Below are 23,690 nucleotides of genomic sequence, written 5' to 3' on the forward strand. Positions count from 1 at the left end.
GAGGGCCGGTCATCTCGGCAGCACGTGCGTCGCCCCGCTATCCGGTGCGCCCCGCCAGGTTGGCGATCACGGCCGCGAGCTCCGACGCCTCGATCGGCTTGGGCACATGCGACTGGAACCCCGCCAGCAGCGCCCGCGTCCGGTCCTGCGCGCTCGCGTACGCCGTCAGCGCCGCCGCCGGGATGCGCCCGCCGTGCTCGGGGCTCTGCGCGCGCAGCCGCCGGATCAGGCTGTAGCCGTCCTCCCCGGGCATCCCGAGATCGCTCAGGATCACGTCGGGCTTCTCGCGCGCGATCGCCGACAGCGCCTCGTCGACGGTCGCCACCGCCGTGATGCTCGCCCCCTTGCGCTCCAGCACCGTCGTCACGAGCTCCCGCGCGTCCGGCTCGTCGTCGACCATCAGCACGCGCACGCCCTGCAGCGTCGGCTCCGAATCGGCGGCCAGGTTGCTCAGCCCCTCGGCCTTCCGGAGCGCCGCGATCGCGCCCCGCGGCGCGAGCGGGATGTCCACCGTGAACGTCGCGCCCTTGCCCTCGCCGCCGCTCTCCGCCTTCACCGTGCCGCCGTGCAGCTCGACCAGGTGGCGCGCGATCGCGAGGCCGAGCCCGAGCCCGCTGTGCGGCCGCGTGCTCGTGCTGTCGGCCTGCCGGAAGCGGTCGAACACGTATGGCAGGAACTCCGGGACGATGCCCTGGCCGGTGTCGCTCACCTGGACGCGCGCCAGGCCCTCGACCCTGCCGAGCTGGATCGACACCTTGCCGCCGCGCGGCGTGAACTTGATCGCGTTCGACAGGAGGTTCCACACCACCTGCTGCAGCCGCGTCTGGTCGCCCGAGATCGGCCCCGCGCCCGCGTCGAGCTGCACCGCGAGCTCGATCCCCTTCGCGTCCGCGCCGTGGCGGACCGCGTCGATGGCCGCGTTGATGATCGGCGGCAGATCCACGAGCATCACGTCGAGCCGCAGCTTGCCGGTGATGATGCGCGAGGCGTCGAGCAGGTCCTCGACGAGCTGCGCCTGGAGCGTGCCGTTGCGCTCGATCGCCTCGAGCGCGCGGACGTGCGTGTCCGGCTTCAGCGAGCCCTGCCGGAGCATGCGCGCCCAGCCGAGGATCGCGGTGAGCGGCGTCCTGAGCTCGTGGGAGAGCGTGGCGAGGAACTCGTCCTTCGCGCGGTTGACCTGCTGCGACTCGCGGTAGAGCTGCGCGTTGTCGAGCGCGAGCGCCGCGAAGTTGCAGAGCTCCTCGGCGAGCGCGAGATCGTCGACGCCGTAGCGCCGGCTCGACTCGGTCGAGAACAGCGTGATCGCGCCGCGCGTCCGGCCGCGCGCGCGCAGCGGGACGATCATCGCCGAGCGGACGCCGAGCTCCCGGAGCAGCGCGAGGTAGACCGGATCGTGCGCGCCGGACCAGGCCTCGCGGCCGGGCTCCGGCGACGAGGCCCGCTGCCACGCCATGCCGTCGACCTCCGGGAGCAGCAGCGACTCGCCGCACCGGAGCACCGCGTGCACCGCGCGCGGCACCTCGGGGTCGGTCGGGTAGCGGGCCGACAGCTCCTTGCCGAGCGCCTGCTTCGCGGTGCTCGCGTGCACGGCCGCGAGCCGGCTCAGCGAGCCGTCGGGCTCGACGATGTCCACCACCGTCGCGTCCGCGATGTGCGGCACCGCGAGGCGCGCGACGTTGGACAGGGTCGTGTCGTACTCGAGGCCGGACAGCGCGAGCTGCCGGCTCGCCTCGCCGATGAAGTAGCGCCGCTTGTCGGCGAGCCGCTTCTCGGTCACGTCGCGGAAGACGAGCACGAGCCCGACGAGCTCGCCCTCGTCGCTCCGGATCGGCGCCCCGCTCGAGTCGATCGCGAGCTCCGAGCCGTCCCTGCGCAGGAGCAGCGTCGTGTCGTCGAGCCCGATGATGCCGCCGTGGCGCAGCACCTCGGTGACCGGGTTGTCGAGATCGTCGCGCGTCTGCTCGGAGATGACGCGGAAGACCTCGGACAGCCGGCGATCCCGCGCCTCCTCGAGCGTCCACCCGGTCAGCGTCTCGGCCACGGCGTTCATGAAGTCGATGCGGCCCGAGCCGTCGGTCGAGATCACCGCGTCGCCGATGCTCTTCAGCGTCGTCGAGAACTTGGTCCTGCTGACGTGCAGGTCCGCCTCGAGCTGCTTGAACTGGGTGATGTCGGCGAAGATGGAGACGGCGCCGAGCAGCTCGCCCTCCGGCGAGAAGAGCGGCGCGCAGCTCCCGAGCAGCATCCCGTGGGTGCCGTCGAAGCGCTGGAAGTGGATCTCCTCGGCGGGCACGCTCTCCCGGCTGGAGAGGCACCGCGCCATCGACCAGTCCTCGCCCTCGAACGGCCGGCCGTCGGGGTGGAACGCGCGGTAGCGCCCCCACCCCTCGACGTTGTCGGCGGTGGAGCTGCCGGCCCAGATGCGCTCGGACGCCCGGTTCTGGAGGATCAGCTTGCCCTGCGCGTCGGAGACGATGATGCCGTGCGGGCTCTCGCTGAGCAGCGCGTCGAGCAGCCCGCGCTCGTGCCGGGTGATGGCGCGCAGCCGCTCGACCTCGCGGCGCAGCGTCTCGACCTCCGTGTCGATGGGCGGCACCGACGCGGCGAGCGGCGTGAGCTCGAACGAGGCGCTCGCGGCCGGGTCGAGGCTCACGATCGCGCGATCGATCTCCATGACCGCCGGGCCGATGAGCCGGCGCTGCTCGGCGGTCGCGGCGGCCTCGAGGAGCGAGGCCCGCGCCTGCGCGAGCGCCGTGACGATCGGGATGTCCGAACGTTCGGGCATGGGTTCAAGGGATCCCACGGCCGCCGGACGCGAACAAGATGCTATGCGGGCGACCTGACACGGAAATTACGTTGGCGTACGTGGACTTCTCGCTGGACGGACTCTTCCGGTAGGCCGGGGCACGGCCGCGGCCCGGGGAGGGCGGCGCGGCGCGCCCCGGCGGGGCCGGTCGCGGCGGCCGGTTTCGTGCCGCGCGCGCCGCCTGGATCAGCCGCGCGCGGCCTGGATCTGCTTCACGAGCTCGGGCACGGTCGTGAAGAGGTCGGCGACCAGGCCGTAGTCGGCGACCTGGAAGATCGGCGCGTCGGCGTCCTTGTTGATGGCCACGATGACCTTCGACCCCTTCATCCCGGCGAGGTGCTGGATGGCGCCGGAGATGCCGACGGCGATGTAGAGCGACGGCGCGACGACCTTGCCCGTCTGACCGACCTGCAGGTCGCTGGCGGCGTAGCCGGCGTCGCACGCGGCGCGGCTCGCGCCGACGGCGGCGCCGAGGACGTCGGCGAGCGGGTCGAGGATCTCGTTGAACCGCTCCTTCAGGGCGCGGCCGCCGGAGACGACGACCTTGGCCTCGGTGAGCTCGGGGCGCTCGCTCTTCACCTGGTCGAAGGAGACGAACTCCACGCGCTCCGCGGCGGCGCTCGGCGCGACGACCGCGACCTGCTCGATCGGCGACTTCGACCCGGCGGGCTCGGCGGGGGCGAACGCGCTCTGCCGGACGCTCACGACCTGGACCGGGGTCGTGACGGAGCAGATCCCGTACGCGTTGCCGGCGTACATCGGGCGCTTGTACTTGAGCGTCGCGCCTTCGGCCACGAGCTCGGAGATGTCGCTCGCGAACCCGGCCGAGAGCCGCGCGGCCACGCGCGGGAGCAGGTCCTTGCCGTAGGCGCTCGCGGTGCCCACGACGACGGCGTAGCCCTTGGCCGCCGCCGCGACGGTCGGCACGTAGCGCTCGGCGACGTAGTCCTTGAGCGCGCTCGACTCGGCGACGAGCACCTTGGCCGCGCCGAGCGTCGCCGCCTCGGCGGCCGCCTCGCCGAGGGCGTCGCCGATCACGAGGATCGCGTACGTCCCGCCGAGCGCCGCCGCCGCATGTCTGGCGAACGTGACCGCGGAGTGCGTCGTCTTCTTCAGCTTTCCATCGGCGGCCTCGGCCACCACGAGAACGTCAGCCATGATCCCTCCTGCACCTCCTCAAATGGTGTCGGTTCACCCCCGCGCGGGCGGGGATGTGCCCTTCGGGTCCCGTCAGAGGACCTTCGCCTCGTTCTTGAGGCGGGTGACGAGCTCACCGACGTCTTTCACCTTGATGCCCGCCTTGCGCGCCGGGGGCGGCTGGAACGCGTGGTACTGGACCTTGAGCGCCTGGTCGGCGGCGAGATCGGCGAGCTTCACCTCGGCGAGGGGCTTCTTCTTGGCGGCCATGATGGCGGGGAGCGCCGCGAAGCGCACGCCGTCGTTGTACTTGAACGCGGGCGCGGTCTTCATCGAGTAGACGCTGGTCGGCGCGACGATGCGGAGGTCGACCGTGACGACGGCCGGCAGGCGCACGCGGAGGGTGGCGACGCCGCCGTCGACCTCGCGGCCGACGAGCAGGGCGCCCTTCTCTTCCTTGAGGGTCGCGGCGAAGGTGGCGAGCGGCCAGTCGAGCAGCTCGGCGAGGATCTGGCCGACCTGGTTCGAGTCGCCGTCGACGGCCTGCTTGCCCATGACCACGGCGTCGGGCTTCTCGCGCTCGACGAGCGTCTTGAGGGCGCGGGCGACGAGGTCGCCGTCGAGCTTGTCGTCGGTGACGTCGACGCGGATGGCCCGGTCGGCGCCGGTGGCGAGGGCGGCGCGGAGGGTCTGCTCGGTGTCCTTGGGCCCGAAGGTGACGACGACGACCTCGCCTGCCCGCGTCTTCGGCGCCTTGCCGTCCTCGGTCAGGCGCAGCGCTGCTTCGAGCGCGTATTCGTCGAACGGGTTCGGCTTCCACTCGAGCCCGGTCGTCTCGATTTTGTCCCCTGACGCAGGGATCTTCACCTTGTTCGCGTTATCCGGATCGGCGACGCGCTTGAGCGGAACGAGGATCTTCACGGCTCGGTTGGCTCCTGTGGCTGTGGGGGTAACGCAGAGCGTAGTCCGCCCGGGCAGGGGCGCGCCACACCACAGACGGGCCGGCGGACCCGAGCGTGGATCCGGCGAGCCCGACTGAAATAGCGCGCCCGAGGCGGAGGAAATCGGTCATGGCAGCGCCGACGTGGTGCGTCAAGCAGACGCGGCGGTTCTTGTGGGATGGAGGCGACTCGTTGTGAGGAATCTCGCGGCGGGGAGGGAGCCGGGGGTGAGCCGGTGTGAGGGCGTGAGGGAGCCGGCGCCGGGAGGGGGAGGTATGGAGGTGAGCCGTGGAGAGGGGGCTGGCGGCGGGGCGGGGCGTGACGGATGCGATCCGTGGAGAGGGGGCTGGCGGCGGGGGGTTTAACGGATGCGATCCGTGGAGAGGGGGCTGGCGGCGGGGGGCGTGACGGATGCGATCCGTGGAGAGGGGGCTGGCGGCGGGGGGTTTAACGGATGCGATCCGTGGAGAGGGGGCTGGCGGCGGGGGGCGTGACGGATCGAGTCCGTCAGGAGGGCCTGGCGGCGGGGGCGGCGTAACGGATCGAGTCCGTCACGAGGGCCTGGCGGCGGGGGTGGCGTAACGGATCGAGTCCGTCACGAGGGCCTGCCGGCGGGGGGCTCCAACGGATCGAGTGTGTCACGAGGGCCTGGCGGCAGGGGGCTTCAACGGATCGAGTGTGTCACGAGGGCCTGGCGGCAGGGGGCTTCAACGGATCGAGTGTGTCACGAGGGCCTGGCGGCGGGGGCGCCTCGTCAGTCCACTCCGGCTCCGAGCGCGTCCTCGTCGATGGAGGGCTCGCCCGGCGGAGCGCCGCCTTCGGCGTCGGTCTCCTTGCCATTCGAGCGCCGGCGCTCGGCCTTGGCCGTCTCTCGCTGCAGCGGCGCGAGCAGCCGGCCCATCGTCTCCGCGTCGGGCCCCTCGAGCTCCAGCATCTGGAGCACGCTGCGCACCACCTTGATCCAGCGATTGCGGGCCCGGAGCTGCCCTCCCGGCGAATTGGCCTCGCCCGGCCTGTCCTGCGCCTCCAGGTGGACGCGCTGCGCGTCGAGCTTGCCGAGCTCGTCGCCCGCGGCAAACCACGCCTGTACCGCCTTGAGCAAGTTGCCCCCCGGCGTCGGCAGCGCCCTGAGCGCCGCCTTCGACTCCGGCGTCAGCCGGTCGCGCGCGAGCTTCACCTCGCCCGCCTCATCGCTGTAGCTCGCCGAGATGAACTTGAGCCCATCCGCGAACAGCTGATCGCGGATTTCGAGGTAAATCGCCGCGTCCTCGGGATCGTCGGCGAGGTCGGCGAACCCGGTGAGCACCGCGTGGGCGCCGCGGGCCTTGCGGTCGTGGACCTGGTCGACCGCGACCTGCTTTTGCTGGATCGCGGCGAGCTCGTCGTTCGCCTTCTTCTGCCGGCGGTGCGATTTCAAGATACCGTCGTGCGCGGCCTCGACATCGTCGATGAGCGGTGCGCACCGCTTCAGCGATACGAGGCGCGGCCGTTCGCGCTCCGGATCGAGCCACGCGGCCGTGATCTGAACCATTTGACGAGGAGAGAGGTCTTTGAGCGCCATGGTGCCTCCTTGGCTTTCCTCCGGCGGCGATCGCCGGGGAATGCACCATCGGCCAGGCTTGCAGGTCGAGCGCTGTCCGGGAAGGCCGCTCGCGCGACGCGAACGTGCCCTGGCCACCATCACGGCGGCAGTTTTTCCGCCGGCGTGAACCGCGGCCGCCCCGGCGCCGGCGTCCAGCCGCCGTCCGACCTCGCCGACCGGCCGAGCCCTCGCCTGTTGACGCCCTCGTCCAGACCGTGTTCACACGGTGCGGCGATGGCCCGATCGAGCGCGCTGACCCTCTCCACCAAGGCGGCCGACCTGCTGTCCGCGGCGCTGCGGCATGTGCGGGACGCCGAGCACCTGCTGGACCCGGCTGCCGGCTACACGTCGCCCGACCAGGCGTATCACCTCGCGGGCTACGGTCCGGAGTGCGCGCGCAAGGCCACCGTCTCCCTGCGCTGGCTCGACCAGGCCATCGGCCACGGCGTCGAGACCTCCGCGGCCGACGTGACCGCGTTCATGCTGGACCTCGACCCGCTGGCGCGGCGCTACGATGTGCCGATGGATGCCGCACGGTGCTCTGCCCTGTCCGCCTGGCGGGTCGAGGCGCGCTACCAGCGCACCGGAGCGCGATCCCGGTCGGAAGCACAGGCGCTCTGCCAGGAGGCGCGCGAGGTGGTGGATTCCGTCGCGGTCGCGCTCTGGGCGGACGGTCGTATCGCCGAGGGGCACACTCCATGGTGACGTTCGATGAGGTGCTTCCGACGCTGGTGCGGGTGTGCGAGGAGGCTCCCCACTTCGCCACGGTCCGGCGCTGCTGCGCGGTGCGGGATCTCCACGGCCGGGTGAGGCTCGTCATCGATCCCGAGCCCGGCGCCGCGGCCGTCGACGTCGACGCGCTCGCGCAGGCGCTTCGGGGGGCGCTCGGCGGGTATTTCGTCGGCCCGATCTGGTCGACCGCGACCCGGCACGCCGATGAGGCCAGGCTCGCCCGCGCCGTGCTGGCTCGCCCGGAGGCGCAACCCCGGTGGGGCGCGACGTACGACGACCCCGCCACGGGCGTTCGCGGGCTCGCTGCTCGCGCTCCATGGCACAAGATGGAAAGGCGCCTGTCGAAGCAGGCGTGGCTGGAAGCGGGCCAGCCCAACCTGCCATGGGAGCTGGGGGACGGTCCGGCGATCGTGACCTTCTACTCCTACAAGGGTGGGGTCGGCAGGACGACCGCGCTGACGGCGTGCGCGTGGCAGCTGGCGCAGGCGGGGCGGCGGGTCGCGGTCGTAGATCTGGATCTGGAGGCGCCGGGCCTCGGCGTGCTGCTGGAGGGGGAATCCGGGCGAGGGGTCGTCGATTTCCTGGCCGATCATGTCGCGACGGGCGCATCTCGGCTTGATGACCTCGTCGCGGGGGCTCGTGCCCTCGGGGACGACGAGGAGCGCGTGCATGTGCTCGCGGCGGGCAGGCTCGGCCCCATGTACCTGGAGAAGCTCGCGCGCCTCGACTTCCTCAGCGCCGATGCCGGCCAGGGCGGTCACGCCTCCACGAGCCCGATGGAGCTGGCGCTTCGCGAGCTGCTCTTCGCCGTGCGGCGGGACATCGCGCCCGACTACATCCTGATCGACTCCCGGGCAGGGCTGCACGATCTCGCGGGGCTGTCGCTGCACCGGCTGGCGCACGTCGATGTCATCGTCAGCCGCGCAAGCGAGCAGGGATATCGCGGGCTCGACGTGACGCTCGGCGCGCTCGTGGGACGCAAGGGGACGACAGGGCTCCAGTGCGTCGTCGCGCAGTCGTTCGTGCCGTCGGAGGGGCTCCCCGAGGCGCTGTTCGAGGAGCAGGAGTTCCGGCAGCGCAGCTATGCGAGCTTTGCCGAGCACGTGTACCAGCGGGCTGCGCTCACCATCGCCGAGCAGGATCCGGGGCCTCACGTGCCGTTCGTGCTGCGCTACGACGCGGGGCTCGCGCGGTTCGCCTCGCTGCAGGGTATCCGAACGTCGCTGTTTGCTCCGTGGTTCGAGGAGCTGCGCAAGCGGGTCGAGATCCTATGCGTGCCGCCGAGGGAGGACGAGGACGCATGAGCCCGGAAGAGCGCGAACAGGTGCTCGATGCGTTCGCGCGGCTCGGCGCGCGTGGCGACGGCGAGGCGCTGGATCCGCTGACCACGTTCGTGCCGCTCGGTCCGCACCGCCGCGCCCTCTGGCCCGAGAACGTCGTCATCTTGGGCAGCCGGGGGACGGGCAAGACGGCGCTCTTCCGGCTCGTCAACGAGCCGCGCACGGCCTCGCGTTTGCGGGCGCTCTTCGAGGACGAGCGGATCCCGGAGGCGACGTGGATCGACGCCTTCTCGGCCGCGGCGCTCCATCCGGAGGTGGGCACCTTGGAGGCCTATGCTGCCGGAGCCAGCGACATCACGCTGCGGGCATTCTGGATGACGCACCTGCTCCGGCGGCTGCGGGACGAGGTGCCGGAGGTCGTCGAGGTGCCGGAGGCGCTCTCGTCCATGCTGGCGGCGCCCGTGCCCGATCTCAGGGCATGGTTGCCGGCTGCCGAGGCGAACCTCGGCGCTGTCAATGCGGCGCTGGACGCGGCCGAGCGCGCGCTGTCGTCGGCTGATCGCTCCGTCATGGCGACGTACGACACGCTGGACCGGATCGGCCAGTTCGATCCCAGCGTCCGGCGCCGCTACCTGAGCGCGCTCCTCTCCCTGTGGCTGTCGCTCTCCAGCCGCTACCGGCGCCTGCGCGGCAAGCTGTTCCTGCGGGACGACCTGCTCGACGCGGGGGAGCTCGGCTTCGCGGACGCGAGCAAGCTCCGGGCGAGATCCGAGGCGCTCACCTGGGATCCGGGAGCGCTGTTGCAGGTGGCGGCGCGACACCTCGCGGGGGAGTCGGAGGCGGCGCGGGCCTGGCTGCGCGATGTCGCCGGCCTCACGCTCGTGGACCGAGGGGAGTTCGGATGGATGCCTGGAGAGATGAAATCGCGCGAGGTGCAGAGTGCGTTCGTCGCCAGGTTCGCGGGCAAGGTGATCGGCCAAGGGGTGGTCAAGGCCTCCTCCCTGGACTGGATGATGGGTCGATTGCGCGATGCGCACGGCGGGGTCACGCCGAGGGTGCTGCTCTGGTTCCTCTCGTTCGCCGCGGAGTCGGCGAGGAAGGGGCCGCCTCGGAGCCGGGGAGCGCTCGTGACGCCCAGGGACCTCTTGGCTTCGCTTCAGCGGACGTCGCGGCAGCGGGTGCAGGAGCTGGTGGAGGAGTACCCGCTCGTGAGGCGCATGGAGAACCTTCGCGGGCTGACGCTCTGGCTCGGCCGCGGCGAGGTCGAGGCGCGGCTCGCGCAGCGCCGCCCGGACGAGCCGGCGGGGATCCCGGCGCGAGGCGACCTGGTGGTGTCGGAGCTGCTCCGGCTCGGCGCGCTGCGCGAGGTGGACGACGGGATGCTCGACGTTCCGGACATCTACCGGTATGCGTTCGAGATCACCCCGGATTACTCGGCGTCATGGCATGAGTTGCTCGTGGGGGAGAAGCTGCGGGCGCGATAGCAGTTCATCCAGGAGCTGCCTCGCCTGGCGTTGCCGTTTCTTCGGCTTGCTCGGACACGCTGTTGGACTCTGCGGACTCGCGTCGATCGATGCTCAGCCCCCCTCGCTCGGCGGCGGCCCGTCGACCTCGCTGGCCCGCAGATCGCCCCTGAGCCGCCTCCGCAGCTGCTCGTCCATGCGCGTCGCGTACTTCTCGTGCACGCCGAGCGCCGCGGCGACCTTGGCCCAGGAGAGGTCCTGCCAGTAGCGGAGCTCGATGAGGCGCGCCTCCCGCTCGTCGAGGCCGCGGAGCGCCGTCCGGAGCGCCTCGAGGGCCTGGGTGCGCGCCACCGTGTCCTCGGGGTGCGCCCGGAGCCGCTCGCCCGCGCCCGCGACGAAGCGCGCGAAGACGAGCGCGCGACACTGGTCCTTGAGCTGGTTCAAGGCGTCGGCGTCGCCGTCGCCGAACGGATCGCTCGCGTCGCGCATCGACTCGGCCGCGTCGAGCGCGGCGCCGAGGCCGGCGCGCCGGAACGACGCCTCGCGCGTGAGCAGCCGGATGACGGCGCCGGCCACCCGCTTCCAGGCATAAACGCCGAACGGGACGCCGCGCGCCGCGTCGTATCCGGGGCTCGCCTCGAGGAGCGCCTGATAGGCCGTCTGCTCGCAGTCCTCCAGGCCCTGTCGCGTCCTCACGCCGTAGACCCGCGCCGTCGTCCGCGCGACGTGGCGCGCCATCGGGAGCGCCTCCAGCACGCGCTCATGATCCGGAGGAGAGGGAGGTGGACGCTGGCTGCCCGTCACCGCCGCCCACCGAAGGTCCCGTCGCCGCGCTCCGGCGCCGCCGGGGTCGCCATCGCCCCTTTCGCGCCCGAGCCCTCGCGGGCCACCTCGCCGCTCTCGGACAGGACAGGAGGCCTCGCCCGCAAGCGATCGTAGAGCGGCATCGACGCCGGGTGTGTCGTGATGAAGACCTCGAGGAGCCTGCGGTAGTCCTCGATCTCCTCGGGCGAGAGCGCCCCGAGGTAAGGGCTCAGCGCGTCGGCGACACAGGCATCGACGAGGGGATCGACGTCGCCCGTCCTGTCCAGGTCGTCGCGCTCGGGGGCTTCGTGCGTCATGGGGCCTCGCGTGGCGGGACCCCGCGTGCGGCGCGGCGCCCCTTCATCCTTCCTCTTCTCAAATCACCATCGGCGGACCGGTTCGGACAGGGAAAGCGACGCCCCCGTCGTTTTTCTGCGCCGCCCGGGCGGGCGCGGCAGCGGCGGGCGCGGGCCGGGGCGGATGCGCGGGCGTTCGTGGCCAGGCAACTACGTGAATCGACGCTGCTTTTCGACAATCGACCGCGCCGGTGCATTTTCTCTGTCGGAACCGGCCCCGTGCTCGTGATTTCCCCTTCAGGAGACCACGCCGGTGGCACGCCTCACGTCAGGCAGCGCAGGGCCTCCCCGCGGCGGGGGGGACGAGCTGGAAGGAACGCCGTACCGGGCGCTCCGGCGGCTCGGGCGCGGGGGCATGGGGGAGGTGATCGAGGCGGAGCACCGCGCCCTCCGGAAGCGGGTCGTGGTGAAGCTGGTCCGCCGCGCGCTCGCCGGGGATCCGCGGTTCGCCGACCGGCTGCGGGTCGAGGCGCAGGCGCTGGCGGCGGTGTCGTCGCCGCACGTGGTGGCGGTCCTCGACCTGGGACGGACGCCGGCAGGGCGGCCCTACCTCGTGATGGAGCGGCTCGAAGGCGGGACGCTGGGGGAGGAGGTCGCGCGGCGGGGGGCGTTGCCGGTGGCCGAGGCGCTCGATCTGGTGCGGCAGGTGCTGGCGGGGCTCGCGGCGGCGCATCGGGTCGGGCTCGTGCACCGCGACGTGAAGCTCGACAACGTGTTCCTGTGCGCGCCGGGGTCGGCGGCGCCGGGCGGCGGGCGCGTCGTGAAGCTGCTCGACTTCGGGGTCGCGAAGGTGCTCGATGGGGGCGTCGAGGCGGGCGCGGCGGGCGCGGCGGGCGCGGAGCGGCCCTTTCCGTTGGCGGGGCCGGCGTATCCGACCGAGGCCGGGTTGCTCGTCGGGACCCCGCGAACGGCCTCGCCGGAGCAGGCGCGATGCCAGCCGGTCGACGCGCGGGCGGACGTGTATGCCGTTGGGCTGCTGATGTATACGCTTCTGGTGGGGCACGGGCCGTTCGCTCACCTGGACGACGCGCTGGAGGTGCTCCGCGCGCACGTGCTGGAGGCGCCGGCGGCTCCGTCGCGGCGCGCCGCGCAGCCCATCCCGCCGGCGCTGGACCGGGCCGTGCTGAGGGCGCTGGCGAAGCGGCCGGAGGAACGGTTCCAGAGCGCCGAGGCGTTCGCGGAGGAGCTGGGGCGGATCGCGGCGGAGCTGGGGGAGGCAGGAGGGAGCGCGCGGGTGGGGGTGGCGGGGGTGGCGGGGGTGGCGGGGACCGGGGGAGCGGAGCGGGCGGCGTTGTCGGCGGCGGCAGAGCGGGCATCGAAGGGGGCGATGGCTGGCGGAGGGGAGGCGGGGGCAGCGTGGACGCCGGAGATCGGGGCGTGGTTCGAGGCGATGCCGGACGGCACCGGCGGGGCGGGGGCCCGCGCGTGCGCGGCACCGGGCGAGGCGGAACGGGCGGCGCCGGTGGACGCGCGGTTGTTCGCGGCGCTGACCGCGGCGAGCACGGTGGTGTTCTCGCTGATCGCGGCCCTGCTCCTGCGCGGCCTGGGGGTGTGGTGATGGCGCGTGAGGCGCTGAAGGCCGGGGACGTGTTCCTGGACTACCGGATCACGGAGGTGATCGACGCGGGTGGGATGGGGGAAGTGTACAAGGCGGTGGAGGACTACTCGGAGGATGTCGTGGCGATCAAGTGCATGTCGCCGCGGCACGTGAGGAGAGAGGACTTCGCGAGGCGGTTCCGGCAGGAGTGCAAGTTCTATCCGAAGCTGAAGCACCCGAACATCGTGAGGATGAGGAAGGCCGGTGTGTCGCCGGACGACGTGGCGTACATCGTGATGGACTACCTCGAGGGGCGGACGCTGAGGAAGGTGCTGAACAAGATCTACCGCCTGGATTTCTTGAGCGCGATGCACGTGATGCTGCAGGTGGCGGATGCGATGACGTTCGTGCACTCGAAGGGGATATGGCACCGCGACCTGAAGCCCGAGAACATCATGGTAGGGGCGAAGGGGGACGCGAAGGGGCACGTGTGGCTGCTCGACTTCGGGATAGCGAAGTTCGCCGATGGGGGGATGAACACGGACGACCTGCCGGACGTGGGTACGGTGAGGTACATCTCGCCGGAGCAGGTGAAGATGCTGTACGGGACGTCGAAGAAGGCGGAGCGCGGGGAGGGGGCGAGGCCGGACGGTCGGACGGATATTTACGCGTTCGGGGCGATCTTTTACGAGGTGCTGACGGGCAAGCACCTGTTTTTGGACGACGGGGAGCCGGCGACGGCGGAGGAGACGCTGACGGGGCATCTTGTGGCGGCGCCTGAGCCTGTGCACGAGCTTGTGCCGGATTGCCCCGAGTTCGTGTGGCCAGTGGTGGCGCGTTGCATCGCGATCGACCGGGAAGAGCGGTATCCGAGGTTCGACGAGGTGGCGCGGGACCTGCGGGGGCTCTTGAGGGACACGGTGCCGGCGGGGCACGTGCTGGCGCAGCGGCTGGCGCAGGAGCGGATGAAGGCGGAACGGCAGGCGGCGTTCGCCGGGGTGGAGATGGAGGAGGACAGCGCGCCGGTGGCGGGAGAGGCGGAGGAGGCGCGCGGCGAGGGCGAGGGAGAGGGGGGCGGGATGGAGCGGGGGAGCGAGGGAGAAGAAGAGAAGAAGAGGACGCGGCGGGGGGTGCACGGGGAGACGGCGCCGCTGGAGCAATTCGTGGCGCCGGCGAGCGCGCTGCCGTTCGCGCCGGCGTCGCGGGTGCCGCGCGGGCGCGGGGTGGGGTATACGGAGCCGCTGCCGCCGACGCTGCCGCCGCTGCCGGTGCGCGGGAGCGCGGGGATGCGCGGGAGCGCGGCGCCGCGGGAGACGACGGCGGTGCTGGCGGGGGCGTGGGCGGAGAGGGCGGCGGCGCGAGGAGGGGCGCCGGGGCTGCCGGGAGCCGCGGCGCAGTACCCGGCGGCGCCGCCGCCCGAGGTGGGAGCGCAGCGAGCGGTGCCGACGCAGCAGCCGCCGGAGGTCACGTCGCCGTATGTGACGCCGCAGCTGCGGGCGCTTGCGGAGCGGCACGTGCCGCCGCCGTTGCCGGTGACGGAGACGCAACGAGCCGCACCGGCGCCGCCGCCGGAGGCGACGTCGCCGCAGGTGATGCCGCAGCCGCGGGAGGTTGCGGCGCAGTACGCGACGCCGCCGTTGCCGATGACCGAGATGCAGCGAGCGGCATCGCTGCCGCCGCTGGTCGCAGGACCGCCGGCGGCGCCGAGCTCGGTGACGGCGCCGAGCGCGCAAGCGCCTGGGTCGTTGCAGAGAGAGGCGCCGAGGACGCCGGCGGCGATGCTCGTGCAGCCGCAGCGAGCGACGCGCGTGTACGTGCTGGCGCCGCTGTTGGCGCTGGTGATGACGGTGGTGGGCGTCGGGGCGGCGCTGGGGATCCGAGCGATGAGCGGCGCCGCGCCGGAGGGGGCGACAGGAGCGCCGGTGGTCACCGCGACGCCGGCCGAGAGCGTGTCGGCGAGCACGGCGGCGGCGAGCGTCGTTGCGCCGGTGCCGGCGCCGGTCCCCGCCGCACCCGCGCCGGAGGCGACGGCGAGCGCGGGGGCGGTGAGCACGGCCGAGGGGGCCGGGGAAGCCGGCACGCCCGCGAAGGCGGAGGCAGTTGCGGAAGCGGAGGCACCTCCTTCCAAGGAGCAACCGCCGGCGAAGGAGCCGCCGCCGTCGAAGGCGGCGCCGGTGAGGACGGCGCCGGCGGAGATGGAGGACGAGGAGGACATCTACGCGATGCCGAAGCGGCAGAAGCCGTCGTTTCTGCGGGTGCTGTCGGAGGAGAAGAAGAAGGCGGCGCCGGCCAAGACGGCGGCGCCTGCGGATGCAGGGAGCGCGAAGCCCAAAGGCCCGTGCGCGTCGGCGGGGTGCAGGCCGTTCTAGTCGCTGAGGAGAGAGGTCTTCGAGATGAGCAGCAACAAGGACAGCGACGACGTCCGGCAGTACCTGCCGGACCTGGAGAGCATCCGGCGCGAGGCGGATCCGGCGGTAGCGGAGCGGAAGCTGCAGCAGGCGCTGAACAACCCGGAGCTGGACCGGGCGCTGTCCGAGATGCAGCAGCAGAAGCCGACAGGGCAGCCGCTGTTCCAATTCCCGGTGGTGCCGGCGGTGCCCCACGGGCAACAAGCGGCGCCGCAGGGGCCGTCGCCGCTGCCGGGGGTGGGGGCGCAGCACGGCGCGGTGGGGCCGCCGCCGCTGCCGGGGGCCGCGGCGCAACAGGGCGCAGCGGTAGCGCGTCAAGGAGCGGCGGTAGCGCATCACGCAGCAGCGGCGGCGCAGCAGGGCGCAGCGGCGGCGCATCACGCATCAGCGGCGGCGCATCCCAGAGCGGCGGTGCCGCTGTACGGTGGCGCGGCAGCGCCGCTGGGAGCGGCGATGCCCGGTGCCGTGGTTCCACGGAGTACGGTTGCGCAGCAGGGGGCGATGGCGCCGAGCCAGTGGGCGGACCGTACGCTGCCGCCGATCGACAAGTCGCTGCTGCCGTCGTCGTTGCTGCCGATCACACCGCCGCCGGTGGCGACGCCGAAGACGCCGGCCAGCGCGCCGGCGACCGCGAAGCGCCGGCCGTGGATGCCGAGGTGGTTGATGGTCGTGCTTGTGGTGTTCGCGGTGAGCATGCCGTTCGTGCTGGCGGCGCTCTTGTTGCGAGAGGCGCCGCCGAAGGAGCAGCAGCCAGCGCCGCCGTCGAGCGGGGCGCCGGCGCGGAGCGCGATGGCGCAGCCGGCAGCCTCGGAGCTGCCGGCGCCGGTCGCGCCCACGCCGCCGGCGGAGGCCGAGCCGAGCCTTGACGATGTCGCGACCGAGGGCGAGCCGCCTGCCCCTGCACCGACGGTGCCTGCGCGGCCGGTGGGTGCGGCGCCGCGCCTGCCGCAGGCGCCGGCGGCACCCGTGCCTACCGAGCGGCCGCTTGCCGATGATGTGATGGAGTGAAACTGCGTGGAGCCATGATGATGACCTGCCGATCCCTTGCTCTGTTGTTCACTGCGGCGACCGTGATTGCCGCCCCGGAGATCGCTGCCGCACAGCCTGTGGCGCCGCGGGAAGCCTCGGCCAGCACTGATGCAGCGGCGCGAGCCGATGCATTTTATCGACGAGGCTTGCGCCTGTACTCGGACGGAAAATACGTGGAGGCGGAGGCGGAGCTTCAGTCGGCGTGGGAGCTGAACCCGACGTTCGACGTGGCGTACAACCTCGGGAACACGAAGTACCAGCTGAAGAAGCACCGAGAAGCAGCGCAGTACCTGTCGCATGCGCTGCGGCACTGGCCGCTGATGAAAGCGGCGGCGAAGCTGAAGACGACGGCGGAGAAACGGCTGGCGGAGTCGCGAGCGCAGGTGGGAGCGCTGGCGGTGACGGCGGGCGCGCCGGGGGCGGAGGTGCTGATCGACGGCAAGGCCGTGGGCAAGGCGCCGCTGGAGGGGGAGGTGTTCGTCGAGCCGGGCGAGCACCGGGTGGAGGCGAGGCTGGAAGGGTACACGCCGGCGAGCCAGACGGTGAAGGTGGCCAAGGCAGGGACGGCGGAAGTGACGCTGGCGATGGCGCTGGCGAAGGGCGAGGCGCAGGAGACGGCGCCGGTCGTGAAGACGGACGGAGGCACGGGCGCGCCGAGCGGGCAGATCGGCGCGCCTGCGGCAGAGCTGGCGCCTGGGGCGCCGGTGGAGCCGGCATCGCCGCCGCAGCAAAGGAGCTGGGGTCCGGTGATCGCGCTGGGAGCGGCAAGCGTGGTGGGGCTCGGCGTGGGGATCGGGACGACGGTGGCATCGAATGCTGCGAGCCGTGACGTCGACGCGCAGGGGCGCGCGATCATCGACGCAGGCGGACAGTGCAAGGATCCACCGAGCGCGTTCGCCGATCGATGCTCGAAGCTGTACGACGCCGGCTCGCGGCAGGAAACGTTGGGCAACGCGGCACGAATAGCGTTTGCCGCATCGGGCGTGCTTGCCGTCGCCGCGGTGACTTATGCGCTGTGGCCTCGTCCGGAGGCGCGGATAGCGGCGCCGGTGCGCGTGTTGCCCGAGGTGGGTGCCCATAGCGCAGGGATCGCCCTGCTCGGCGTTTGGTAACGAGCCCGAGAGAGAAGAAGATGAGATTCCAAACGAAGCAGCGAGTATGGGCGACCGTGGCGACCGCCATCATGGCCACGGGCTGTGATGCGCTGTGGCTGGATGTGACAGGGGACTGCAAGCGGATGTTGACGTGCGACTACTTCGTTCAAGCTGGAAGTGGTGGCGGGACGCCACCGAGCTGCGTGCCGAGCGAGAACGCGGAGGCAGTTGGGGACGCGTGTGGCGTGTTCGTGTCGGCGAGCGGCAACGATGATGCCGTCGGGACCAAGGCGGATCCCGTGAAAACGTTGAGCGTGGCGATGGCGCGGGCGGCGGCGGAGCAGGGGAGCGCGGTGTACGCATGCGCGGAGGAGTTTGCGGAGGCGGCGGAGGTGCCCGCGGGCATGTCGATCTTCGGCGGGCTCGACTGCGCGAAGGGGTGGCGATGGATCGGCGAGACGGCGAGGACGGTCGTAGCGCCGGGCGAAGAGGCAATCGCGCTGAAGGTGATGCAGGGCGAGGGCACGGTGAGAATCGAGGACGTGTCGGTGTACGCGGCGAATGCTCAGACGCCGGGAGCGTCGTCGATCGCGGTGCTGGTTGATGGCGCGGAGGCGGAACTGGTGCGGTGCGAGCTGGTCGCCGGGAACGGGGCAGATGGCGCGGAGGGAGAGGATGCGCCGAGCGAGATGCCAGCGCAGGCGTCACCTGGAAACGCCGGAGCCAATGCGTGCAGCGATCTGAATGGCGATCAGGTGCCGGATCTTGCGATTCCCGGCGGCGCTCAGGTGGTGAACGCGTGCGGCGGGGATCCGTCGATCGGCGGCCGTGGTGGTGACGGCAATGTGACCAACGGCGGCGGTGGCGACATTGGTCAAGTTGGGATCGAGGGGCAAGGTGGTGCTGGGGAGCCAGCGACAACCGGCTCGAACTGGAGTTGCGGGGTGACGCCTGGCGACGCGAGTAAAGGTGGGGGCAATGCTGGAGCGAACGGCTCCTCCGGCGAATCCGGGCAGGCCGCGAGTGGCCCCGGCACGCTGAACTCGTCAGGTTACGTGGGCGTGAGCGGCGGGGCCGGTAAAGCGGGCAAGCCTGGGCAAGGCGGAGGCGGAGGCGGCGGCGCGAAGGGCGGCGCAACGATCTGCCCCGGTGCTGTGCAAGGAGCCGGAGCGAGCGGAGGCAGCGGTGGAGCCGGCGGCTGCGGCGGGCTGCCGGGGCGAGGCGGTGGAGCTGGCGGAGCGAGCATCGCGCTGGCGAGCGTGGAGGGGAAGGTGACGCTGAAGGACTGCGTGCTGAAGGCGGGCAACGGAGGCAAGGGAGGCGCGGGCGGCGACCTGCAGCCGGGCGGGATCGGCGGCCTCGGCGGAGTCGGAGGCACGGGAATGGGCGGCTCCAAAGCTGCGTGCGCTGGCGGTCAGGGAGGCCAGGGAGGCAACGGCGGCCCCGGAGGAGGAGGTCTCGGCGGCTCGTCGCTGGCGATCGCGTACCGGGGCGAGGCGGTGAGGCAGGAAGGGCAGACGATGCTGATGCCCGGCACAGCGGGCGCCGGGGGACCCGGCGGAAGCAGCAACGTTGAGGAGAATGCCGGGGTCGACGGCGTAAGGGCGGCGGAGCAGGCGTTTCCGTGAGCGAGCGGTGAGGTAGCGGGCGGCGTCGTCGAGAGCGCCGCTCGCACGGCCGCGGAGTGAGGGCGGAAGAGGTGCTGGTGGTCGCGTGAGGAGCGATCGCAGGGAGATGTGTATCCCGAGGTGTGGGCGAGGTGTCGAGCGGGCGCCGGAGGAAGTTCGTTTCCAGCGAGAATCGCGGAAAGTGAACGCTGCCGTCGGATTTGGTGACAAATCGAAATTGTTGAGCGTAAGCCGGTGAAAGGACACTGATTTTTGGAAGAAACCGCTTGGCGAGCTCTTCCGGCATCGGCAGAATCAGTGCTGCCCGATCCGAAAGAGCAGCCATGCCGACGCGCCGAAAGTCCCGCGGAGTCGACGTCCCTCCCTCCGGTAGGCGTCCCTGCCTGAGCGGGATGGGGGAGTGGGAGCGGGTGTGGGTACGGAAGATGGGTCTGGACGACATCCCGTGAGATCCGGAGCGATGCTGCGAGCACTGCCTCGCGGAGCGAGCGGCTCGCGGCGAGGCGGTGGAGGAGGTTGCGCCGCCGTCGGGGAGCCGACCGAAGCTGCTGCTGGGCCTTGGCTGGGCGAAGACCCCACCCGCGGTGGGCGGTCCGAAGGGGCGGAGCAAGGGCGGCGGTAAGCAGACGCAGCTGAAGCTCGTGCGCTCGCCACGCTCCAAGTGCAAGGATTCTTGAGCGAAGGCGCCGTCGCTAGGGCGCCGGATCGAGCGAGCGGGCGTTAACGGCCCAGGCGCGCTGACCGCACACGGCGGCCGCGCTGTACGCTGGGCTACGGATTAGGGTTCGGCGCACCACGGGCGTGGTGTGCCCTGACTCAGCTCGTCCCTGGGACTCGTCCCTGGGACGAGCGTGCGAGGTGGATGATGGTGTGCCCAACGCTCGCCATCGAGGCAGGAGCGGAAGCCCCTGTGTCGAGGCGTCGTACGAGCAACGAGGAGACCTTTGGTACATTGCCTTGCCTGGGGCTGTTCCTGGTCGCCGATGGGGCCGGCGGAGAGGCCGTCTCCCGCACAGCCATTGAGATGGTGCACCCAGCTGTCGAGGTAGACAGCGTGGACGACGTTTGTGCTCGTGGGATAGCTGCGCCGCAATGCCGGGACGAGGTACGGCTCATGATGAGCCCGCGTCGATCGAGCAGCAGTCGCTCCGGGGGCGAGTGCCCGGAACCGGAGCGGCACAGCGTGCCCACGAGCTTCGCAGGTGTGCTGCTCGCGCCGGGGGCGGCGTACATGGCGTATATCGGCGACATGCACGTCTACCGGTTTCGTTCCGGGACGCTGGAGGAGCGAACGTGTGATGACGCTGTGCTCGACGGTGGTGTGTCGGATGGGACCGTCTCGCCGGACGCGATGGCCGTGTTGAGCCAACATGCGAATGCGGCGACTCGTGCGCTCGGTTGCGAGGCGGCGGTGCAGACGAAAGCCCAGGTCGAGCGCACCGAGCCGCGCGACATCTTCCTCGTGTGCTCGGGCGGCCTGTGGGGCTCGGTGCCCGAGCACCGCATCCGTGGCATCCTTGCCGCGCACCATGAGCTGCGTCTCGCGGCGAGCCTGCTGATGGACTGCGCTCATGAGCACGGAGACCCCGAGCACGTGACGTGCATTCTGGCGCGTGTGGGCGACAGCTGAGCGGTGGAACTCATGAGGAGGAACGGTGCGTCAGCACGGGAGGGCGGCGGGCTGTGGCGAGGGGACCCCTCCCGTCCCGCGCGTAGCGCGGGACTTGGGAGGGGCGGGCGGCGCGCAGGCGCGAAGCGCCGAGCACCGACCGGGGGTGGGCATCATGTCTCGCCTCTAATTCTTTCTCTTCTCTCTCTCATCCTGGGCGTGGGAGCGCCGCTGGGGATCCGAGCGATGAGGGGGGCCGCGCCGGAGGAGGCAGAGGGAGAGCCGGCGGCCTCCGCGGCGCCGGCCGGGAGCATGTCGACGAGCGCGGCGCCGGCGGCGAGCGCCGCCGCGTCGGCGCCGGTGGCGGCCCCTGCAGCACCGGAGCCGCAGGCGGCCGCGGTGAGCACGGCCGAGGGGGCTGTGGAGGCCGGAACGCCTGCGAAGGCCGAAGCGGTTGCGGAAGCGGAGGCACCTTCAGCGAAGGAGCAACCGCCGGCGAGGGAGCCGTTGCGGGCGAGGGAGCCGCCGTCGGAGAAGGCGGCGCCGGTGAGGACGGCGCCAGCGGAGGTGGAGGATGAGGAGGACGTCTACCCGATGCCGAAGCGACAGAAGCCGTCGTTTCTGCGGGTGCTGTCGGAGGAGAGGAAGAAGGCGGCGCCGGGGCAGAAGGCGGCGCCTGCGGATGCAGGGGGCGCGAAGCCGGCGGGGCCGCGCGCGGCGGCCGGGTGCAGGCCGTTTTAGTCGCTGAGGAGAGAGGTCTTCGAGATGGGCAGCAACAAGGACAGCGACGACGTCCGGCAGTACCTACGGTGTTCGCGGTGAGCATGCCGTTCGTGCTGGCGGCGCTCTTGTTGCGAGCGACACCGCCGAAGGAGCAGCAGCCAGCGCCGCCGTCGAGCGGGGCGCCGGCGCGGAGCGCGATGGCGCAGCCGGCAGCCTCGGAGCTGCCGGCGCCGGTCGCGCCCACGCCGCCGGCGGAGGCCGAGCCGAGCCTTGACGATGTCGCGACCGAGGGCGAGCCGCCTGCCCCTGCACCGACGGTGCCTGCGCGGCCGGTGGGTGCGGCGCCGCGCCCGCCGTAGGCGCCGGCGGCACCCGTGCCTACCGAGCGGCCGCTTGCCGATGATGTGATGGAGTGAAACCGCGTGGAGCCATGATGATGACCTGCCGATCCTTTGCTCTGTTATTCACTGCGGCGACCGTGATTGTCGCCCCGGAGATCGCTGCCGCACAGCCCGTGGCGCCGCGGGAAGCCTCGGCCAGCGCTGATGCAGCGGCGCGAGCCGATGCATTTTATCGACGAGGCTTGCGCCTGTACTCGGACGGAAAATACGTGGAGGCGGAGGCGGAGCTTCAGTCGGCGTGGGAGCTGAACCCGACGTTCGACGTGGCGTACAACCTCGGGAACACGAAGTACCAGCTGAAGAAGCACGGAGAAGCAGCGCAGTACCTGTCGCATGCGCTGCGGCACTGGCCGCTGATGAAAGCGGCGGCGAAGCTGAAGACGACGGCGGAGAAACGGCTGGCGGAGTCGCGAGCGCAGGTGGGAGCGCTGGCGGTGACGGCGGGCGCGCCGGGGGCGGAGGTGCTGATCGACGGCAAGGCCGTGGGGAAGGCGCCGCTGGAGGGGGAGGTGTTCGTCGAGCCGGGCGAGCACCGGGTGGAGGCGAGGCTGGAAGGGTACGCGCCGGCGAGCCAGACGGTGAAGGTCGCCAAGGGAGGGACGGCGGAAGTGACGCTGGCGATGGCGCTGGCGAAGAGCGAGGCGCAGGCGACGGCGCCGGTCGTGAAGACGGACGGAGGCACGGGCGCGTCGAGCGCGCACGCCGGCGCGCCTGCGGCAGCGCTGGCGCCTGGGGCGTCGGTGGAGCCGGCATCGCCGCCGCAGCAAAGGAGCTGGGTTCCGGTGATCGCGCTGGGGGCGGCGAGCGTGGTGGGGCTCGGGGCGAAGGTGCGGAGCTTCTCGGTCAGCGCGGCGAGCGCGACGGAGCCGGGCGGGTCGTCGATCGGCGTGGCCGTGGCGGACATCGAGGCGGAGCTGGCGCAGGTGGACGTGACTGCGGGCGATGGGATGCCTGGCGCGAACGGCGAGACGCCGATGGAGGCGCCGCAGGCGGGAGCGAGCGCGCCAGACACGGAGCAGACGCGGCCGTCGAGTGCGTGCGGTTTACCCGCGGCAGTTCGAGGCGGCGATCCCGGCGTGACGATGTGCGAGGACGGCGATACGCGCGGCGGCGCCGGTGGGCTCGGTGGGATTGCGGGCACCGACGAGGGCAATGGGCAGCCCGGGGAGAACGGGGCGCCGCTGCCGGAGCCGAACCCGGAGGACTACGGTCTCGGCGGCGTAGGGCAGACTGGCGGTAATTGCCGGCAGGGACAGCCCGGCGCGCCTGGATCTGCCGGCGACTCCGGCGAAGCGGACAGCGACACGCAGCTGACGCTGGCCGGCATCGCCGGCGGCGATGGCGACAACGGCCTAACGGGGAAGAAAGGTCAAGGGGGAGGCGGGGGCGGGGGCGCGAAGGCGGGGCTGTTCTGCCCGGCCGGTCCGAACACCGTTGAGGGCCCCGGCGCGAGCGGTGGCGGTGGCGGAGCCGGCGGCTGCGGCGGCAAGGGAGGCGGCGGCGGGAAGGCCGGCGGATCGAGCATCGGGATCGTGAGCCTGGGGACGAAGCTTGTGCTGACGGAGGTGACGGTCGCGGTGGGCAAGGCAGGGAAGGGCGGGGATGGCGCCGGTGGAAGAGGCGGTGCCGCTGGGGGCAGTGGCGGGACTGGGGGTGCCGCTTCGCCCCTCGGTGGATCCATCGGTTGCCGAGGTGGCGATGGCGGCCAAGGCGGAATGGGCGGCCCCGGTGCGGGCGGTCGAGGAGGCCATGCGGTGGGCATCGCCTACGCCGCGGCGCCGAGCGCAACAGTTGCGCTGAAGAGCTTCATGGGGGGCACAGCCGGCGACGGAGGCAGCACGGCGCCGCGCGGCAATGCCGGCGGTGCGGGTGAGAGCGGAGAATGTTGGGACTTCACCGCCAATGCGAGCTGCGGGCAGTGAGAAGCGCGGTATCGTCGCGTGGCAATTCTGGACAGCTCAACGGAATGCAATCGGCCGGAGAACGAGAGCAATGGGCGTGAGCTGCTGAGCTGAAGGAGACAACAAGAATTAAGTGGACGCACCCCGCGCCGGGGTGGTAGGGACTGCTTTGTCGCGGAAACGCGGCACGGTGGGCTGCTCGGCGCTTACAACTTCTCCACCACAGCGTGGAATGCCCAGGGCGCGGGTGGACGGACCG

Annotated in this window: 18 protein-coding genes; 12 read left to right on the forward strand and 6 right to left on the reverse strand. The window is 71.9% G+C overall.

From position 1 onward, the window contains the following. Positions 1-37: 37 nt before the first annotated feature. From NQZ70_RS04475 to NQZ70_RS04490, 4 genes are all read right to left on the reverse strand, one after another. Positions 38-2,785 carry an ATP-binding protein gene (locus tag NQZ70_RS04475; protein ID WP_129573102.1) on the reverse strand — a complete coding sequence of 916 codons (2,748 nt, stop codon included), beginning with the start codon at positions 2,783-2,785 and terminating at the stop codon, positions 38-40. A 207-nt stretch (positions 2,786-2,992) separates the two neighbouring features. After that, entirely contained in the window at positions 2,993-3,964 is a 972-nt protein-coding gene (locus NQZ70_RS04480; protein ID WP_129573103.1) for an electron transfer flavoprotein subunit alpha/FixB family protein, read from the reverse strand. Between the two features lie 72 nt (positions 3,965-4,036). Then, a complete protein-coding gene (locus tag NQZ70_RS04485; protein WP_129573104.1) occupies positions 4,037-4,864 on the reverse strand; it encodes an electron transfer flavoprotein subunit beta/FixA family protein in 828 nt (275 codons plus the stop codon). 774 nt (positions 4,865-5,638) lie between these two features. Beyond that, the gene (locus tag NQZ70_RS04490; protein WP_129573105.1) at positions 5,639-6,445 is read right to left on the reverse strand and encodes a hypothetical protein; all 807 of its coding nucleotides are present in this window, start codon (positions 6,443-6,445) and stop codon (positions 5,639-5,641) included. A gap of 255 nt (positions 6,446-6,700) precedes the next feature. Between NQZ70_RS04490 and NQZ70_RS04495 the strand changes: the two genes are divergently transcribed. The 3 genes from NQZ70_RS04495 to NQZ70_RS04505 are packed head-to-tail and all read left to right on the forward strand — an operon-like array spanning position 6,701 to position 9,962. Next, positions 6,701-7,171, forward strand: a complete 471-nt coding sequence (locus tag NQZ70_RS04495; protein ID WP_129573106.1) for a hypothetical protein — start codon at positions 6,701-6,703, stop codon at positions 7,169-7,171. Beyond that, positions 7,165-8,502, forward strand: a complete 1,338-nt coding sequence (locus NQZ70_RS04500) for a KGGVGR-motif variant AAA ATPase (RefSeq protein WP_129573107.1) — start codon at positions 7,165-7,167, stop codon at positions 8,500-8,502. Before NQZ70_RS04495 ends, NQZ70_RS04500 begins: the two co-directional genes overlap by 7 nt. Continuing rightward, the gene (locus NQZ70_RS04505) at positions 8,499-9,962 is read left to right on the forward strand and encodes a hypothetical protein (protein ID WP_129573108.1); all 1,464 of its coding nucleotides are present in this window, start codon (positions 8,499-8,501) and stop codon (positions 9,960-9,962) included. Before NQZ70_RS04500 ends, NQZ70_RS04505 begins: the two co-directional genes overlap by 4 nt. A gap of 93 nt (positions 9,963-10,055) precedes the next feature. On the opposite strand, the gene NQZ70_RS04510 is transcribed toward NQZ70_RS04505, so the two are convergent. Both NQZ70_RS04510 and NQZ70_RS04515 read right to left on the reverse strand, forming a co-directional pair. Continuing rightward, positions 10,056-10,697 (reverse strand): sigma-70 family RNA polymerase sigma factor, encoded by a 642-nt coding sequence (locus tag NQZ70_RS04510; RefSeq protein WP_129573109.1) that lies wholly within the window; start codon positions 10,695-10,697, stop codon positions 10,056-10,058. A gap of 44 nt (positions 10,698-10,741) precedes the next feature. Next, a complete protein-coding gene (locus tag NQZ70_RS04515; RefSeq protein ID WP_129573110.1) occupies positions 10,742-11,062 on the reverse strand; it encodes a hypothetical protein in 321 nt (106 codons plus the stop codon). A gap of 292 nt (positions 11,063-11,354) precedes the next feature. On the opposite strand from NQZ70_RS04515, the gene NQZ70_RS04520 reads away from it, so the two are divergent. The 9 genes from NQZ70_RS04520 to NQZ70_RS04560 all read left to right on the forward strand — a co-directional run bounded on the left by NQZ70_RS04520 (position 11,355) and on the right by NQZ70_RS04560 (position 23,452). Further along, positions 11,355-12,659, forward strand: a complete 1,305-nt coding sequence (locus NQZ70_RS04520; RefSeq protein ID WP_129573111.1) for a serine/threonine-protein kinase — start codon at positions 11,355-11,357, stop codon at positions 12,657-12,659. Next, entirely contained in the window at positions 12,659-15,007 is a 2,349-nt protein-coding gene (locus NQZ70_RS04525; protein WP_237245023.1) for a serine/threonine-protein kinase, read from the forward strand. The genes NQZ70_RS04520 and NQZ70_RS04525 overlap by 1 nt, the downstream gene beginning before the upstream one ends. Before the next feature lie 24 nt (positions 15,008-15,031). Next, positions 15,032-16,054, forward strand: a complete 1,023-nt coding sequence (locus tag NQZ70_RS04530) for a hypothetical protein (RefSeq protein ID WP_129573113.1) — start codon at positions 15,032-15,034, stop codon at positions 16,052-16,054. Beyond that, on the forward strand, positions 16,051-17,187 hold the full coding sequence (locus NQZ70_RS04535) for a PEGA domain-containing protein (protein WP_237245024.1): 1,137 nt from the start codon (positions 16,051-16,053) through the stop codon (positions 17,185-17,187). Before NQZ70_RS04530 ends, NQZ70_RS04535 begins: the two co-directional genes overlap by 4 nt. 386 nt (positions 17,188-17,573) lie before the next feature. After that, positions 17,574-18,797 (forward strand): PGRS family protein, encoded by a 1,224-nt coding sequence (locus NQZ70_RS04540; RefSeq protein ID WP_207217741.1) that lies wholly within the window; start codon positions 17,574-17,576, stop codon positions 18,795-18,797. A gap of 1,183 nt (positions 18,798-19,980) precedes the next feature. Continuing rightward, positions 19,981-20,427, forward strand: a complete 447-nt coding sequence (locus NQZ70_RS04545) for a PP2C family serine/threonine-protein phosphatase (protein ID WP_237245026.1) — start codon at positions 19,981-19,983, stop codon at positions 20,425-20,427. Positions 20,428-20,952: 525 nt separating this feature from the next. After that, complete coding sequence (locus tag NQZ70_RS04550; protein ID WP_207217742.1) at positions 20,953-21,147, forward strand: hypothetical protein; 195 nt, start codon at positions 20,953-20,955, stop codon at positions 21,145-21,147. 77 nt (positions 21,148-21,224) lie between these two features. Beyond that, entirely contained in the window at positions 21,225-21,488 is a 264-nt protein-coding gene (locus NQZ70_RS04555; protein WP_129573114.1) for a hypothetical protein, read from the forward strand. A 224-nt stretch (positions 21,489-21,712) separates the two neighbouring features. Further along, complete coding sequence (locus tag NQZ70_RS04560; RefSeq protein WP_129573115.1) at positions 21,713-23,452, forward strand: PEGA domain-containing protein; 1,740 nt, start codon at positions 21,713-21,715, stop codon at positions 23,450-23,452. The last annotated feature ends 238 nt before the right edge of the window (positions 23,453-23,690 follow it).

Origin of the sequence: Sorangium sp. So ce836 (genome assembly GCF_028553905.1) — a bacterium.
Classification (GTDB): Bacteria; Myxococcota_A; Polyangia; order Polyangiales; family Polyangiaceae; genus Sorangium; species Sorangium cellulosum_D.

Coding starts and splice junctions, on each gene's coding strand:
- NQZ70_RS04525 (WP_237245023.1), top strand. CDS start 12,659: ATGGCGCGTGAGGCGCTGAAGGCCGGGGACGTGTTCCTGGACTACCGG.
- NQZ70_RS04515 (WP_129573110.1), bottom strand. CDS start 11,062: ATGACGCACGAAGCCCCCGAGCGCGACGACCTGGACAGGACGGGCGAC.
- NQZ70_RS04480 (WP_129573103.1), bottom strand. CDS start 3,964: ATGGCTGACGTTCTCGTGGTGGCCGAGGCCGCCGATGGAAAGCTGAAG.
- NQZ70_RS04500 (WP_129573107.1), top strand. CDS start 7,165: ATGGTGACGTTCGATGAGGTGCTTCCGACGCTGGTGCGGGTGTGCGAG.
- NQZ70_RS04495 (WP_129573106.1), top strand. CDS start 6,701: ATGGCCCGATCGAGCGCGCTGACCCTCTCCACCAAGGCGGCCGACCTG.
- NQZ70_RS04490 (WP_129573105.1), bottom strand. CDS start 6,445: ATGGCGCTCAAAGACCTCTCTCCTCGTCAAATGGTTCAGATCACGGCC.
- NQZ70_RS04540 (WP_207217741.1), top strand. CDS start 17,574: ATGTCGATCTTCGGCGGGCTCGACTGCGCGAAGGGGTGGCGATGGATC.
- NQZ70_RS04475 (WP_129573102.1), bottom strand. CDS start 2,785: ATGCCCGAACGTTCGGACATCCCGATCGTCACGGCGCTCGCGCAGGCG.
- NQZ70_RS04505 (WP_129573108.1), top strand. CDS start 8,499: ATGAGCCCGGAAGAGCGCGAACAGGTGCTCGATGCGTTCGCGCGGCTC.
- NQZ70_RS04530 (WP_129573113.1), top strand. CDS start 15,032: ATGAGCAGCAACAAGGACAGCGACGACGTCCGGCAGTACCTGCCGGAC.